The 16,502-nt window shown below is 30.6% G+C and carries 16 protein-coding genes and 1 pseudogene; 5 read left to right on the top strand and 12 right to left on the bottom strand.

Annotated elements, in window-relative coordinates:
• Positions 1 to 74 precede the first annotated feature (74 nt).
• From traW to DK405_RS02220, 9 genes are all read right to left on the bottom strand, one after another.
• On the bottom strand, positions 75 to 734 hold the full coding sequence (gene traW / locus DK405_RS02260) for a type-F conjugative transfer system protein TraW (protein ID WP_064612629.1): 660 nt from the start codon (positions 732 to 734) through the stop codon (positions 75 to 77).
• The gene (locus DK405_RS02255) at positions 731 to 3,292 is read right to left on the bottom strand and encodes a TraC family protein (RefSeq protein WP_410522049.1); all 2,562 of its coding nucleotides are present in this window, start codon (positions 3,290 to 3,292) and stop codon (positions 731 to 733) included. Before DK405_RS02255 ends, traW begins: the two co-directional genes overlap by 4 nt.
• Positions 3,204 to 3,524 (bottom strand): hypothetical protein, encoded by a 321-nt coding sequence (locus tag DK405_RS02250; protein ID WP_045912833.1) that lies wholly within the window; start codon positions 3,522 to 3,524, stop codon positions 3,204 to 3,206. The genes DK405_RS02255 and DK405_RS02250 overlap by 89 nt, the downstream gene beginning before the upstream one ends.
• The gene (locus DK405_RS02245) at positions 3,524 to 4,852 is read right to left on the bottom strand and encodes a TraB/VirB10 family protein (RefSeq protein WP_081420565.1); all 1,329 of its coding nucleotides are present in this window, start codon (positions 4,850 to 4,852) and stop codon (positions 3,524 to 3,526) included. Before DK405_RS02245 ends, DK405_RS02250 begins: the two co-directional genes overlap by 1 nt.
• 38 nt (positions 4,853 to 4,890) lie before the next feature.
• Positions 4,891 to 5,226 (bottom strand): hypothetical protein, encoded by a 336-nt coding sequence (locus DK405_RS02240; protein WP_081420566.1) that lies wholly within the window; start codon positions 5,224 to 5,226, stop codon positions 4,891 to 4,893.
• Between the two features lie 406 nt (positions 5,227 to 5,632).
• On the bottom strand, positions 5,633 to 6,121 hold the full coding sequence (locus DK405_RS02235) for a hypothetical protein (RefSeq protein WP_064612632.1): 489 nt from the start codon (positions 6,119 to 6,121) through the stop codon (positions 5,633 to 5,635).
• Complete coding sequence (locus DK405_RS02230; protein WP_045912835.1) at positions 6,118 to 6,669, bottom strand: TraE/TraK family type IV conjugative transfer system protein; 552 nt, start codon at positions 6,667 to 6,669, stop codon at positions 6,118 to 6,120. The genes DK405_RS02235 and DK405_RS02230 overlap by 4 nt, the downstream gene beginning before the upstream one ends.
• Complete coding sequence (locus tag DK405_RS02225; protein ID WP_045918854.1) at positions 6,669 to 7,004, bottom strand: hypothetical protein; 336 nt, start codon at positions 7,002 to 7,004, stop codon at positions 6,669 to 6,671. The genes DK405_RS02230 and DK405_RS02225 overlap by 1 nt, the downstream gene beginning before the upstream one ends.
• A gap of 55 nt (positions 7,005 to 7,059) precedes the next feature.
• Entirely contained in the window at positions 7,060 to 8,379 is a 1,320-nt protein-coding gene (locus DK405_RS02220) for a tyrosine-type recombinase/integrase (protein WP_052694720.1), read from the bottom strand.
• A gap of 443 nt (positions 8,380 to 8,822) precedes the next feature.
• Here DK405_RS02220 and DK405_RS02215 point away from each other — a divergent pair.
• Positions 8,823 to 9,094: pseudogene (locus DK405_RS02215) on the top strand (transposase); the annotation flags it as partial.
• A gap of 411 nt (positions 9,095 to 9,505) precedes the next feature.
• Here DK405_RS02215 and DK405_RS02210 read toward each other — a convergent pair.
• Positions 9,506 to 10,102: a nucleotide exchange factor GrpE gene (locus DK405_RS02210; protein WP_045912591.1), complete on the bottom strand. Its 597-nt coding sequence runs from the start codon at positions 10,100 to 10,102 to the stop codon at positions 9,506 to 9,508.
• A 128-nt stretch (positions 10,103 to 10,230) separates the two neighbouring features.
• On the opposite strand from DK405_RS02210, the gene rph reads away from it, so the two are divergent.
• Complete coding sequence (gene rph / locus DK405_RS02205) at positions 10,231 to 10,986, top strand: ribonuclease PH (protein WP_012461884.1); 756 nt, start codon at positions 10,231 to 10,233, stop codon at positions 10,984 to 10,986.
• A 496-nt stretch (positions 10,987 to 11,482) separates the two neighbouring features.
• On the opposite strand, the gene DK405_RS02200 is transcribed toward rph, so the two are convergent.
• Together DK405_RS02200 and DK405_RS15645 are read right to left on the bottom strand one after the other, a co-directional pair.
• Positions 11,483 to 12,268, bottom strand: a complete 786-nt coding sequence (locus DK405_RS02200; RefSeq protein WP_174197609.1) for a cytochrome c1 — start codon at positions 12,266 to 12,268, stop codon at positions 11,483 to 11,485.
• 192 nt (positions 12,269 to 12,460) lie between these two features.
• Positions 12,461 to 12,619: a group II intron maturase-specific domain-containing protein gene (locus tag DK405_RS15645; RefSeq protein ID WP_080946281.1), complete on the bottom strand. Its 159-nt coding sequence runs from the start codon at positions 12,617 to 12,619 to the stop codon at positions 12,461 to 12,463.
• A 437-nt stretch (positions 12,620 to 13,056) separates the two neighbouring features.
• On the opposite strand from DK405_RS15645, the gene rpmH reads away from it, so the two are divergent.
• From rpmH to DK405_RS02180, 3 genes are all read left to right on the top strand, one after another.
• A complete protein-coding gene (gene rpmH / locus DK405_RS02190; protein WP_011944364.1) occupies positions 13,057 to 13,191 on the top strand; it encodes a 50S ribosomal protein L34 in 135 nt (44 codons plus the stop codon).
• Entirely contained in the window at positions 13,192 to 13,731 is a 540-nt protein-coding gene (locus tag DK405_RS02185; protein WP_052691706.1) for a ribonuclease P protein component, read from the top strand. It begins immediately after the preceding gene.
• Positions 13,732 to 13,969: 238 nt separating this feature from the next.
• The gene (locus DK405_RS02180; protein WP_045912593.1) at positions 13,970 to 16,462 is read left to right on the top strand and encodes a hypothetical protein; all 2,493 of its coding nucleotides are present in this window, start codon (positions 13,970 to 13,972) and stop codon (positions 16,460 to 16,462) included.
• Positions 16,463 to 16,502: the final 40 nt, after the last annotated feature.

The following is a 16,502-nucleotide window of genomic DNA, read 5'->3' as shown; positions in this document are numbered from 1 at the left end:
AGTTGAATTTAGTAGTATATTGAGTTATACTGCTTACAGCATATTATGTAACTTCCAACGTGCGTTATATGCTTTTAATAGGTGCTTACTTCGCTAATTTTAAGCACAGTGTTTTCTTGCTCTATTATGGCTGGCACAGCTTGTATTTTAAACTTCATACTCAAAAAACCCAATTGATCGAAGAATACGTGCCGGCCTAATAGATTGCTTAGTTCAATAGGATTTCCATTAACTAACACTATCTTTCCTGGTCTTGATTTTGCCCAAGCAACCTGATCTTCATCATCTCCATCAATTAATATTAGTGGTTCACCCCAATGTATCATCTCTAAAGGATTTATTTTAGTTCCTCCCTTTACTATTATTATACCATTTTTTGTCTTAATGTCATCCTTTTGAACATAGGTAGAATCATATATTCGCGTTTTATTTTCAGTAGCTTTACTTAAATTTTTTACTGGTACTGGTCTCATAATTTTTTGTCTAACTTTTTCCTGAAATTCCAGCTGCATTTGGTTCAACAAACCACTTTTTGATGCAGCATTAAGTTTAGCCATAATCACCTCCAGTAATGATTCTTCAATGATTGGAAAAACATGCCCTCTAGTCCCATAATCCTTAATCTCAACACCTATATCAGCATTTAATAAATTGGCCCTTATATCGCTTACTTGATAAGCAACAGCAAATAAAGCAAAGAATGTGCCTATACAAATTACTACTCCTTGCTTCATGGAATTATTTTCCGCTCTCTTATCACATAATTAATTGCCTCACTGACATTCATCCCTTTAGCCATATGATCTTCTATAGCTTGATAATCTCTAGCATTCGTCGAAGTTAACAGTAGAGTAAATGGATCAATCATTAATCTGCCTACAACACCTGAAACATTAGGGCTGTAAATAGCTATTTCACTATAATACGGAGGATTTGAATGTACAGATTGCAGTAAATTTAGTTTCCAATCCTCATCAACAAAGCCTGCAAGCTTAGGGTTAGCTCGCATTGCCTTAAATGATTCAGAATTTTGCTTCAAAATTATCTTATGCGATGAGTTCTCAAATGCTTTTTCAGATGCTGAACCCTCTTGACGAAAGTAATCAGTGAGCTGCTGAGTTGCTAAAGCAATCGATCCATTATATTTTCGAGCTATTCGACCTGCTTCTTCAATAAACTCTCCTGAACGCTTTCCAGCTAATAGCTTCCAGGCTTCATCGATCATAATTAAAAATGGTCTACTTCTATCTCCCTTAACCATTGTTTGATTAATATGAACAATCATAATCTGTACAATCACAGCTAACAGCTCTGGTACAGAGCGTAGATGATCAGTTTCAATTACCACAATATCAGAGTTTAGAGATAATTGCGCCTTACCACTAAAAAATCTTCCATGTTGACCATCTTTAGTAAAAGGAAAGAGCATATTTCCAAGCTCTTTAGCATATGATTCTTCTCTATTTGATAACCAGTCTGCAATATCCGTGATTTCAGCTTTAGCTCCCTTTTTTTGCCAGACTGATATCAAAGCCCTCTGTAGCATTGGTTGTTGTAAATCGCTTGTTCCATACTGTGGAGCAGCCATAGTAGCTAAAATGGATGGAAAGTTAGATAAAAAATCCGATCTAGCTTCTATAGACTTTGCGCTGTCATCCTCTGGCACCTCTGAAAATGGATTAATTGATACAGGATTTTTCATGTCAAATTCTATGTATCTACCACCTAGAATCAAGCATGTACGCTTAAATGATCTTCCATAATCAAGAACAAAAACCTTACCACCAACTCCTAGAACCGATAGCATTAATTCTTGCATAAAAACAGATTTTCCAGACCCTGGAACTCCAGCTATACAAAGGTTAAAGTTCTCATTTGGAGCTACTCCATGCTTATTTAATGCAGGTAATAAAGCTCCACCAAAAGGTGACCAATACATTATTTGACCTCGTCTTCCAGCGAGCAACATGCCTGGAGAACTTAAATCACCTTTCCATTCACCGATTATTGGCAATAATACTTTGCTCTCTACAGAAACAGTTTTTATGCCTCTACCTAAGCTAGAAAGAGCTATTCCAACTCCTGATGTTTTATTTTGACCCAATATACCTTTTGGGCCTTGCTCAACTAACTGCATTGGTAGCGCAGCTAGTAACACGGCTACATGATCATATTTACATGGTACAAAATACCATCCACTTCGTCTTAACATCGAACAAAAGGCCGATGCAGATTGCTTAGCTTTCTTTGTTTTATCAAACATAATAACGTTGAAGTGAATATTAACAACTCTATCACCGCTCTGTAGAGCAGCCACTACACCTGCTAAATCAGCAGCTTCTTGCTGTATGTCAGGAAAAAATTTGCCCATTCCTGCATTAATATTTCTTTCTAGTGCCTCTCTTTTTGTTATGGCCGCAGTCCTTTCCATTGCTTGATTTGGCAAAATTTGCAGACCAAAATGAATCAGGAAATTTGATTTTATATATTCATCACGACGCATTTCATTACCTAAAAACAGATCCATAGCAGATAATTTCCATTCTGCAGGTCTTTTGCGAGCTTCTAGGCTGATAAATATTTGATCATCATTTACATTTACACAATCATCATTCTCAAATAACGAAAAATCTCCACTTAGAATTTGTTCAGACAATATTTCATACTGGTTAATATTTGAATGTTCTTCTTCAGGCCAGCCAAATATTACTCTCAAAAACTTTAATAATTGCTGCGCATTCACATTTTCAGTGCTTAATCCAATTGACCTAAACGTATCTTTTAAAGCATCTCTTCTGCGAATCATATCATCTATATTTGCATTTAAATTAGGTATAGTTACTGAAATCAACAATACTACATCCTTTATAGAACCTACTTTTTGAGCTTGGTCACGCAAAAACTCTGTTCTTTTATTAGCTAACTCAATAAATATCTCTCCTTTACGATATGACTGCCAGTTGCTTAAAAAATTCTCTATATTATTACTACCAATCATCAATACTTGAAGGCTACTTTCAGCAGGTAAATTTTCATCGCTTTTCAGAAATTCAGCAATTTCATTTTGAGCTGAAACACTAGCTCCAACCAATGGCCATGCAAGCAATACAAAACCTATTGAACCACGATTAAAGAATAGCTGAGTCTCATCATCATATGATTCATAGACAAAATGTTTAGAAAATCTTTCTCGATCAAAATCCTTATGTATGCTTGCGTTCACCTTGACTCTGTTTTGATTTAAATAAATTAATAAGATATTTTTTTGGTTTTTTCGGCGACTTGTTAACAACATCTACACCTTGAACTGCTTTAGCTTGCCTGTAGCATAGAATACAACGTCTTTTTGATTTAATTTTTGATGTTTCAAGATTATCAATATCAAAAGCGCCTTGAGCAACCATATTCTTTATTTCGTATAAAGACTTACATTTTAGCCCTTTAGGAATTTTACAATCAAAAGTACTTCTGTAAAAGAAACTGGTTAGGCTCATACAGCACAATAGCAATAATAAAAACTTCATTATAAATACTCCTCTAACTTTTGTGATTGATCGAATTTATTATGCAAATTAACTTTTTCATTGTTAGTTGATGGTGAATAAGTTAAATTATGTGGCTTCTTCTTGTGCTCAAGTAAGTCAAACCCTTTTTTAAATACAACATCGATGACTCTACCTGACGCAATAAGAACGACCGGGCTCATAGAATCAGCTCGTTTTATAGCAAAATCAGCTAGCTTATCAAAAGCATTGCTAGCTCCAGCGTAAGCTCCAGACTGAAGCGCATCTCCAATCTGAAACTCTTGTTGTTGGCCTCCAGTTACTAAGTTTAAAGTTGGTAGCATATCAGGTTTAATAGCCTTAGATTGCAGAAACTTAGCTATACTGCTAAATACTCCATTTAATGCAGCCATGCTTGCTATGTTAGACGATTTATCCACCACGATTCCTTTAATTCCAGAACGTCCGTCTTCGCCTATCAACCAGCCTTCCACCTTTTTTTCGATAATATCTCCTTGGTTATTGACTACTGAAAGAGTTTCGATGCGACATTTAGCTCTCTCTGAGGACATCTCTCCGTTACAGGATCCAATTAAAATTGCATTTTTGATTTGATCAGTTTTATATTTATTATAAAGAATTGCTGTATCAAGCAACTGCAGAACAATTGGTTCTGGTGATGAAGAGCTGTTTGTTCCAGTACCTACAACGACTCCAGTAAGTAGCACAGCTCTAGCAGAACTACCGCTAGTAACATAGTTCTCAGCATTTTTTTTTGGCTCAAATCTAGCTCTCCTAAGATTTACATAAGGCTTTACTACTACAGGAGCTTGCTCTGTTTTGTTATCATGTGGTGAATTTAAAATATGATGATTAAGATCAGAACTAAATTCATCACTATCATTATTATATAGACTCTGCTTAGGCTGATTCTCCAATATCTCAAGTTTTTGGTTAAAATTATTAATTTGGGCTGTAATTTCTAAATATCTGCTGTCTATTACACTGTCAAATCTATCTTTTAATGTTTTGACTTCATTAAGTATTTCTTCTGTCCATTTTGCTCTTAAATCTACAGCTTGTTCTATTCCAGAAATCGCTTCTCTTGACTCACGATTTTCAATAAAAATTATAGATTCTTTCGTTTTACCGCTTTCAGATAAAAAATATGAAACAACCATTATTGTGATGCTTATAAAAGTTAAGGCAATTACTGGCTTTCTACGAATGATATTTGTTAATTCTGATAACTTGCTATTAGACCTAACACAAGATTCAGCCTTTAGTTTATCATTTAGCTCTAAATCTTCTTCTTTTGTATTATTATTGTCTGAATTGTCCTGTTCCACTATTCCTCCGCTTTTTGAATGTTAATGTTTCTACCTTATCAATTAATTTTCATACCACTGGCAATCCAATCTAGGTAAAAGCCTAAAATAACACCAATTGCTACCATTACTCCTGCAAGCTTTATATTCCCTCTTGCTACAGCCCAAATCGATGATAAAATAGTTGCGCTTGATATACCTATTGTTTTTAGTTTTCCACTAAAAAGTCCGTCTATTTTATTAAGCTGCCCTTCAAGAGTATCAGCTAATGCTGGCTCAAAAGAAAAAACACAAGCAGTAATTATAATAATTAACAGCCCTACAACTACATTATTCCACTGTATTCCAAATGTAGGGTTTAGCATATTTAGTCGAGATTTTTGATATATGAACATTTTTATTGCTTATTAGTAAATTTTGCATTATTCTCCTAGTGCTAGTGAATTCCACGTTGAATGAAATTTTACTTTGAAGAGAGTTTCAGATACCCTACCAGAACTTTAAGGCTTTGAAGTAAAAACTAGCATTTTAAGCCAGTTTTATTTTTCCTTAGTATTTCTACTTTGTTTTTTAGAAGGTTTTGCTGTTAATTCTTTTGTATTAACATCATTACTGAACAAATTGGTGAAGACACATTTGAGCCTTTAACAAATTGCATATGAACATTGTTATTGCTTATTAGTAAATTTTGCATTATTCTCCTAATGCTAGTTATTCCATGTTCAATGAAATTTTACTTTGAAGCGGTTTTAATTAATAATCTTTGTAGAACTTTAAGTCTTTGAAGTAAAAACTAGCACTTTAAGCCAGTTTTATTTTTTTCTTAGTATTTCTACTTTGTTTTTTAGAAGGTTTCGCTGTTAATTCTTTTGTATTAAGGTCATTACTGAACAAATTGTTATTGTTTTGTTTTGAATTATCCTTTTCCTCTATTTTTGTAGCAGCATTAACAAGCATTATAGGGCTTGGAGTTTTTGGAGTAAAAGTTAACATTAAATCCTGAATTGTTTTGTATTCTCCTATTACTGTTAAATAAACCTTGTTTCCTTCTTCTCGTGGAACAATAAACAAAAATCCAGACTCATGAACTACAACTTCAGCTGCATTTTGAGGGTACATAAAAATATCATTAATTTTTTCATCTTTAAGATTAATTCTTGTTGGCCCACTATCAGAAATCTCAAGCTTTAGTAAATTGTCAGCTTCTAACTCATATTCTACTGCATATATATTATTAACGTTTACCAAAGCAATAAACCCTATGATAAATCTCAAAATTCTAATATTCATTTTTTTATTCCATTCTCTTTAACACCAGTCAACAATAAAAGGTAATTAGGAGTTTGCTTGTAAGTCAAAAGGTAAGTCTTATCGACAGCTATATCTTTACTATCGCTAAACCAATAACGAAGCGTTCCACTAATTAATACTCCATCCTTTATCACTTCAATCTTTTTTGGAAAAAAGACTGAAGATACATTTGAGCCTTTAACAAATTGCAAATGATCATGAAAAAATTTATTTAAAGATTCAGTATTACTAGATGCCACTTTCATGTCTGCTATTTGTCTTTCTACCTCATTTGGAGAAGTAGTAAATAAGAGTTTCGTCACATAAATTGCCCATTCCTTTAAATAGGTTTCATGGTAATTTTTTGATGAAACCATCATTTTACGATCAGGCTCCATTGCTGGAATTAATAACCACTTTTCTTCTTTGGTAATTGCAGCCATTATCGCAATTATATTAGCTGCAGCTAGCAATATAGTTACTGAAAGTAAGCATTTATTATATTTAACCAGCTCTTGTATAGCATTTTGCTTAAAGAGATGATTCATTATTTGCCAACTTTTTTGCCCAGCAATCTTGAATATCCTAATGGAGCTGGCAATAAACCTTTAGCTACTAAAAAACTTTTTAGCAAAAAATTCTCCGATACCTTCTTAAATTTCTTAAAGCAATAACATAGAGCAATTCCTCCAACCATAAATGCTAGGCCTAATTTAGCATGCCTGCTGTTTAGTAGTACAATTCCTGGAGCTACTCCAGCTAGCACTACTCCCCATTCATCAATGCTCAAACCCATATACTTCAATGGCCTCGATAATGCCCAACATAATTTTTGATTTTGCATAATCACCTTTAGCCCCAATTGTAGCATGAGATTTCTCATTCTACTACTGTGATTTTCAAAAATTTACAAAATCTAATGTAGAGTAACTACTTAGCTAAGTTGTTGTCAATTTTTCTTCTCCACAACTTAATGATGGTAAGATTCCAGATAGTATCTCGTTTAAACAAACATTGGGACCGAATATACTCAGCATATTTTCAACAACTTTATTTGTAGCGATTTTTGCCTTAGCTAAACTATGTACAATATAAATTTTAGTTATGTTAGTATTACTATGTCCTAATATTTGAGATATTGTATCTAGTGTTTCACCATTATTTTTCATCCAAGTTGCGAACGTTCTTCTAAGATCATGTATTGTTACATTCTGTATTCCGGCTTTTTTTCGAATCTTAGCCCATGCTTGATGTATTGTTGAACTTGATATGTGTTTACTATTGTCTTTCGGACTTGGGAATACCCATTCACTTTTTGAGCATAGTTTTCTGTTTTGCAATACTTCTATTAATTTATCAGCTAACCCTATATATAGAGTTTTACCATTTTTACTCTTAGTTTTTGGTATACACCATATTTTTTCGCTAAGGCTTATCTCGTCCCATCTCATTGCTAATATATTGCCACTACGAGCTGCTGTAAATAAAGCTGTAAATAAAAACAGTTTTTCTGATATCTTTAATTGTTTTTTTTCTTCTGTTAATTGACTATTTTCTTTCTCTGCAAGCACTTTCATGACTCTTTCCATTTCTTCATTTGTTACATATCTAGATCTTGATTCTTGCTTGTGCCTTTTTATTCCATGAACAGGATTTTTATCTATTAATCCCCACTCTATAGCCTTATTAAATATAGGGCTTAACAGTTTTAGAATACTGTTTGCTGTTACATAGTGTTTCCTTGCTGTTATTTCATCAAAAATTTTCTGAATATCTTCTTTGGTAATCTCTGATATCTTTTTATTGTATAAAGATTCTGAATACCTCTTTACTCTTTGAGCCATTATCTTCCAACTTTTATGATAAAGACTACTATATTCAGTATATTTTACATGCACCTGTCCGAATGTTAGTTCATTCTTTAATTTAAGCCTCTTCTCTCTTTTTTCTCTTCTTTCTTTATTTATCTTCCGTCTTTCATCCATTGGATTTATTCCGTTAGCAATATCCCTTTTTAACTGCTGTATCTTTTTTCTAGCTTTTGCTACCGTTAGATCTGGTGAATCTCCTATTTTTATTTTATAATATATGCCACCAATGTTTATTCCTAAATAAAATCTTCTAAATCCAGTATATGATATTATCCAAAGTAAGTTCCTTTCTATTATATCTCTACACTTGATTATTTTTTCTTCTTTGGTTGGTACTTTTATTTCATTTAATGCTGATTGTGTAAATTTAAATACTTTTACTGGCATATTTATCACCCTTCATTAATTTAAAATTGAAGTAATTAAATAATAACTTATTAATTTTTAAAATTAGCTTAAACTTATAGTCTAAGTATGATTTTTATTTAATAGCAAATACTTTTGTAAAAATAAAAAATATTTTTAAGAGACATTATCAACTGAAGGTTACTCTAAGCTTATCAACTATAAATTCAAGTTGTTTGATTAAAAATTAGCACTTCAACTAGCCAAATATTAGACATAAATTTACGTTATATTTCCGCAATTAACATCAAGATATTATTGTCATATTGACAAATAATATTAATACAGCTACAGTTAAATTCATGTATCAACTCAAACGAGAATAAACTACATAGCAGATTTTATAAGGCGTATAAAGCTCATAATAGCTCTTAATCTAACTTATTTCTTCTTGTTAGTTAAATCATCTTAAACATTAAATGTACCTACTAGGATACACTTATAAAAAAACTCATTTTCACCCCAAAAGGGATATTGTGTTAAGAAATGAATTTATCGAGAAGGTAAAGCAAATTTCTAAAGAAAATCTAGTATTTATTGATGAGTCAGGAATAGAGGATAATGCTTGTAGAGAATATGGATAGAGTATAAAAGGTACTAGATGTTATGGCAATATAAAGCTTATCAACATAAATCCAGGTTCAGTATGATAGCTGGACTTTGTAATAATCAAATTATAGCACCAGTAATATTTGAAAGATATTAGTATGGCTTTAGAACACGTAATGAAGTTTATCTGATTGTACCTATTTCCTACGTTAGCTATACAAAACCACTACGCTATCACTTGACTGTGTTTTTGGCAGGAAAAGCACTCTTCAGCACTACTTAAACGGCTTAGTAAGATAACTTTATCATCAAATCCTTTGTCTGTTGTTACTTCTTTACTAGGTTCTTATTCAACTCTACTCTTCTATTCATTGGTATATCTATTAAGTAATTTTTCTATTTCTTTTTTAGTTTCTTATGTTCTACTTATACAAATTTTATAACATACTAAAAAATAAACTTATGCACTAAATATACAATTAATTAAGAATATAGTTTTCTAATATAACAGCGCTAAAGCTAGAGTAATATAACTAGTTTTTTACTTTCTGTGTTACTTTTATTCTGCTACAGATACTATAGCAGGTCTTAGTAAGCGATCTTTTAACTTATATCCAACTTGCATAACGCTTACTACAGTACCTTTAGCACATTTGGTATCTTTAACTAATGAAAGGACATGGTGAATATTAGAATCAAAAGGTTCTCCTGTTTTAGGTTCAAACTTTTGAATACCATATTGACTTAAAATGGATCCAAATTTCTTTTGAGTCATTTCTATACCTGTAATAGCATTTTTAATTTTATTATTTTCTTGGTTATTGCTATTATCAAGTTGCTGTTCCATATTACTTAAAGCAAGACTTAAATCGTCTAAAACTGAAAGCATATCTTTAGCAAAGTTAAATATAGCATATTCTTTTACTTCTTGCAGTTGGCGCTCGTATCTTTTTATAGTATTGTCATTTTCTGCAATTGCTCTTAACAAATCATCATTAAGCTGAGCTATTTCATTATCTTTGTTATTAATTATATCATCATTTTGTACTTCTTGATTAGATGATTTATTATCAACTTGCTGAGAATCTGCATTATCTTGATTAACAACATAACCTGATGCATCTTTATTATGTTGCTTTGTGTAATTGTCCTGCATAGTTTTTGTTCCTAATAACTATTAAATTTAAATAATATAACTGATTTTTTTCTATTTGCTAAAAAGCTTCATCTATAATATATTTCTTAATTCCATGTTTTCAAGTAATAAATGGATAGAAATCTAGTATGCGGTTATGTAGTAGAAAAGATAGTGAAATGCGCCCTATTAGCATAGAACTTGGGACAATGCTTAATAGTAAAGGGTCATGTTTGATTAAAATAGGTAATACACATGTAATATGTAGTGCTACTGTTGAAGAGTCTTTGCCTTTATTTCTTAAGAATAAAAAGCAAGGTGGTTGGGTAACAGCAGAATATAGTATGTTACCAGGTTCTTCATTGCAGCGTGTTAAACGAGAAGGTATTCAAGGAAAATCTGGCCGTACTCAAGAAATTCAAAGGTTAATCTCACGTGCTATGAGAGCAGCTGTAGATTTAAAGCTTTTAGGGGAAAGGCAAATTTTAATAGATTGTGATGTTATTAATGCAGATGGTGGCACACGTGCTGCATCGATAACTGGTGGTTATGTTGCAATGTGTTTGGCTGTTAATAAGTTAATGCAAGAAAAAAATCTTGCAGTGTATCCTATCTTATATCAAGTAGCAGCTATATCTTGTGGTATATCTAATGGTAGAGTTATTGTTGATCTAGATTATCAAGAAGATAGCTGTGCAGAAGTAGATGCTAATTTTGTTTTTCGGCGTGCAGGAACAATTATAGAGATTGTAGAAATACAAGTTGCAGCAGAAAAAAAGGCTTTTGTAGATGAACAAGTAATACAAATGCTAAAGCTTGCTCAAAAAGCTATCAATCATATATTTGATATTCAAAATCAATCATTGCTTAAGTTAACCAAAGTTCGATATAATAAGGAGTGTTAAAGAGCAGAAAGAGAATATGAATAAATTCTTCTATATTTAGAGCAATTAGTATCTGTAGTTTCTGTGCAAACTTCTTTGCTGCAGTAAAGTTGTTTAATTATTAGTATTGATGATGCAAGAATTTGAAAGATTGCATAGAGCTATATGTATACTAAATTAGGTTGAATTAGATATGTACAATTTTCTACAAGTCAATAAAAGCATAGAAGAATTAGATGTTAGATGCATGAAGCTATCTACAAATCCAAGCAATACAAAGCTTAAATAAATAGAGTATAAGTTTGTTGTAAATTTAGTAGTCTTTCATTTAATTCTTTGTTAATTGCATCTTTAATTAATAGATAAGACCTTTAGAAGTTAGAGAGCAATGAATATAATAAAAAAGTTTATGCATGAATGTGCTAGTTCTATATTTTCTTTCAAGTTGAAAGTATCATCAGATAAGAATAAAACTCAAGTGAGCATTGTACCACTTATAGGTTTGAAAGGAATATTATCATAAATTGGTATTCTTATGTTTATCTTTGATATTTGACCAAACTCTTTCTTTAGCAATATAAAATATAGTTGAAAAAATAATGAGGAATATAATTACCTTTAACCCCATAGACTTTCTATGTGTCATTTCAGGTTCTGCAGCCCACTGCAAAAAAACTACTATATCTTTAGCCATTTGTTCAACACTGCTGTTAGTACCATCGCTATAACTAACTTGGTGATCGGTTAAAGGTGGTGGCATAGCTATTTTCTGAATGCTAAAATAAGGGTTATAGTATAGTCCATGTTCTAACTTAAACTCTTCTGGAGGTGCAGTATATCCAGTAAGAAGTGAATAAACATAGTCTGCACCTTTTTCTCTAGCTTTTATTATTAATGAAAGATCAACTGGATAACTACCGTTATTCGCTGCTCTAGCAGCCTTATCATTAGAAAATGGACTGTAAAATTGATCTGATGGTAATCCAGACCGCTCAAACATTTCCCCTTGGTCATTAGGCCCATCCTGAAAATTATACTCCCTAGCGATAGCTTTAATTTCATCGGCAGAAAAGCCAATATCTGCTAGATTTCTATATGAAACATATTTTAAGCTATGGCAAGCGGAACAAACTTCTTTATATACTTTAAATCCTCGCTGAGCTGCTTGAATATCTAATTGGCCTAAAATTCCATTAAAAGGCCAATCTAATTTTTTTGGAGAAAGAGCTTCAGCTTGTATTGACAATACAACAATAAGTTCCATAACTAATATTATTAAACATATAGAAATCTTTTTAAATATTTGCTGCATTACCTTTAAGTATATATTTTAGATAGTTGTTAATATTTTTTTTCTTATTGCTTAACAAATATAGCTTATTATACTATTCCGTATAATATTACAAGTAGTTTTAATGATACAATAGATGAAATTAAAAATTTGATTAAATTTACCTAATGTAAAGTACAGTTCTTATATAAGAAGTATGTTAAACTATTTACAAAAGTAGTATCTAAACCTAAAATGACAGCTAGAGTTACTAATCCTAAAATAGTTTGTCCAGCTATGTAATATTGTGTTGATAAGATGTATTACTCTATCAATTGGTTGCGGTATAAACTTGCGGAATATTTCTTTTAGTCTTTTTAGCAGAAAAGTTTGTGCCTCATTCTAGTAGTAAGTCTTCTGAATTCCAATTTTATTTTTATTCTGCTAGTTCAGCCTTTATTTTCAATAATTTTTATCTTAGCTTTATATTACAACACTGCCATTTTCTATAGCCTTCAATCAGATATATTACCTATAAACTTTACTCTTTCCAGAATTTTATCTACTTCATTTAACCATAGTTCGATATAATTAGAGAATCATTGATGAGAAAGCAAAAGTAAAAAATAATTCAAACTTAAAAAAGAGAAACAGAAATTTTGTTAGGTTTAAAAATATAAGAAAGCAATGCAATTCGTGTCAATTTTAGATCTTTAAATTTAGAATAAATATATATGTTACTCAATTTATACCATTGCATACACTAATATTTTGTGCTAATCTTAGAAAAAAGTGTTAAAAATCATCTTAGGGTTAAAATTATGAAACGTACTTATCAACCCAGTAAATTAGTTAGAAAAAGAAGGCATGGGTTTATGGAGCGTATGTCTAGTGTAGGAGGTAGGAGAGTGTTAATGAGGCGCCGTATGAAAGGTAGAAGGGTATTATCTGCATAAATGAAGCTTCGTAAAAAGCTTATTATTGATTCACTAAAAAGTCAGGCTGCTTTTACAGCGATCAATAAGTATGGAAAAAAGTTAGTAAGTAAAAGCTTAATTTTAATATCACACTCACTACAAGATAATTTAAAAGCTCTAGAAACTTATGAAAAAGCTAAAATAACACAAGAGATGTCTCATATTTTTGCAAGAAAAATTTATTTAGGGCTTAAAGTTAGTAAAAAGTGTGGCCGAACTGCTGTCATAAGAAATACAATTAAGCGTAGAATAAAGGCTTGTATGAGGCAAATAATTAGTCAATACTTATCTGTGGAGGATAATGCCAATACTGTTCTTTGTTCATTATCAACTGATCATAATAACAATAATTATATTGAATCAACTAATAATCGTGACTTCCACAAACAATCTAATATTATCAAGAAGAATTCATTATTATCTAGGGCATATCTAATTATTCCTCATAAACATCTTATTAATGTTAGTTATTTAGAACTTAGTAATGAACTTCAAAAATTGTTAAGGTATTTAATATAAAATACTTGATTCAAAGTTTATTCTACTAATAAATTAGGTAGTCACATTCTAATTTATTAGTAGAAAGGTATTGTAATATACAGTTAAACTGTATGGCAGCATAACTTATATTTTTTTAGCTTTGTATTATTAAATTTTGAGGCAATAACATGTTTTAATTGTTACAAATCATATAATCAGCTATAAGTAGTAACTGAAATACTCTTTTGCGAACATATGTATTATTAAAGTTAATTAAATGAAAAAACTATTTAAAGCTTTATGGATATTTGGAATTATTATTGTATTATCTATTTTAGCAATCAAAACTACAATATTTGATTATGGCTTTAAGTATATAATAGTTTATGCTGCTCGTCTTTCTGGGTATAAAGTTAGTATCAATTCTTTAAGTAAAGATATAGGTATTAAAAATAGTGCTATTGAATTACATAATATTAATTATGATATTTATAAAGACTATAATATCAATATTGATTCTGTAAAAATCTACTTTAATTTCATAGACCTTTTTGTTCCAAATAGGCTAAAAAAATTTCGAGCTGTATTGTATAATGCTAAGTTATATTATGCTCTTAGTCCCACTCCATTAATCAATGCTTCATTTGATGCTGATTATATTCACACTATACAGACCAACGATAAAAAATATGTAGGCACTATAAAAATTAATAATATAGAAAGTAACATATTAAATCTTACTGACTCTAGATTTACTAATTTGGTAAAAAACAATATCTGTAACTTTGAAGTAGATTCGCATAATTCATTAGTCACAAGTTCTTGTAAATTATACGGAAGAAGCAAGTCATTAATTTTAGATGTTAATGTTGCAGCTAAATTTTTAGATGGGGTTCTTACTCAATGTAAAGGAACTATAGATAGCAAATCATTACCATTACTGATAAGTAAAAAGTTTAACTTTTTATTACCTAATAACTATATATTGGCAAACATAACTAGTATAATTGAGCAGGGAGAAATTACCAATGCAAATATAAATTTTGACTTAGAAGAGGAATTTTTTAATAATGGAACAATTCAAGACCATAATTTGTATGGTCAAATGACTATAAGTAATGCTTCAATTAAATATGATGCTATTCCTAGAATTACAAATATTAAATCAAATGTTCAAATTTTAGGTAATAAGTTATATTTTACAGACTTAACAGCAAAACTATTATCAACTGATATTACTGAAGCTCAGATTGAAGTAGATTGGAGTACATTTTTAAATACAGAAATAGGCATTACTGGAAAAGCAAACGGCCCTGTTCAAGATTTAATTATTGGCTTTATTCCTATAAAATTTCTTGATAAACTAAGATCTACAGAGATAAATTTAGCCGAAGCTTATGGGACAGCAGATACAAAATTTAATATTGTGATACCTATAGCAACAGATACCAAAAATAAATATAGCGTTAAAACTCAGATCAATAACTTCGATCTTACATTGAAGAAAAAGTTTAAGCTATTCTATGAATTAATGGAAGTTGGGTATGATGGTTATACAGTAATGATAACTGCTAGTGGTAAAATTAATAATATGAATAGCAATTTAAATTACAAAGCATTAGTAGATACAGAACGTGATTTTTGCGATACTTTAAATCTTGCTATACTGGTGAATAACCAAAGCGATTTAAACTCTGATTTTTTGCAAATTATAGATGGAAATGCAATTATCAACCTTAAGCTTGAATCAAAGTTAAACTATTCTGCAATTTCAATTGACAATGATTTAACTAATCTAGGCTTTAACATCTATCATAGCTTAGTTACGAAAAATGCAGGTGAAAAGGCTAAATTACGCATGTTAACTAAATTTATCAATTCGAACCTATATCAATTATCTGGTCAATTAAGTGGCAGTAATAATTTAAATATTCAAGGTACTGTAAACTATGATCAGAAAAATGCAAAATTCAATTTCCCAGTTTTTAAATATGCAAATAATGATTTTATAGTTAAAATTAATTTAACAGATGATCAGATTATAGCAAACATTAAGGGAAATATTTTAGATTTATCTAATATTAACTTACAGGATTTAATTAATCAAGATAGCACATTAAAGTTATTCAGCAGTGGCAGCATTATACTTGATGTAAGTAAAGTAATGCTTAAAGATAATATAATACTAACAGACCTTTATTTAGCCCTAAATCAAAAAATAAATAGTGTATTGACTGGGCAATTGTTAGCTAAGATAGGTGAACAACATTTAACTGCTGAGTTAACAACTACAGACAGCAGTACTAAACTAGAAGTTAGAACACCAAACGCTAGTAGTTTAATTCAAGAATTAAATATTAGCAAAGATCTTATTAAAGGTGAATTAATATTAAAAATTGATATTCCTTATGACAAACATGAGAAAATTATTGGCAATTTAATAATGAAGAATGTTACTACTAAACGAACATCATTTTTAACTAAACTAGTTTCTCTTTTTTCTTTTCATGGGTTAATTAATTTGGTAACATTACAAGATACCGTATATTTCTCTAATGCGTATGCTAAATTTAATTACGATAATGGAATAATCAAAATACAAGATGGAAAAGCTACAGGTAGCTCATTAAGCTTTACTCTTTACGGTGTTATTGATACTAACAAACGTTACTATAATATTGCAGGAAGATGTTTTCCTGTTTTATACGGAATTAATCCTATATTAAATAATGTAGTATCTGCTCGATACAATCAAAACAATAAGTTTTAATCTTCCGATTTTTATATTGCTTAGTTTTTCATCAGATTAA

Origin of the sequence: Orientia tsutsugamushi (assembly GCF_900327275.1) — a bacterium.
Taxonomy (GTDB): Bacteria; Pseudomonadota; Alphaproteobacteria; order Rickettsiales; family Rickettsiaceae; genus Orientia; species Orientia tsutsugamushi.
This window is presented reverse-complemented; position numbering and strand designations above follow the sequence as displayed.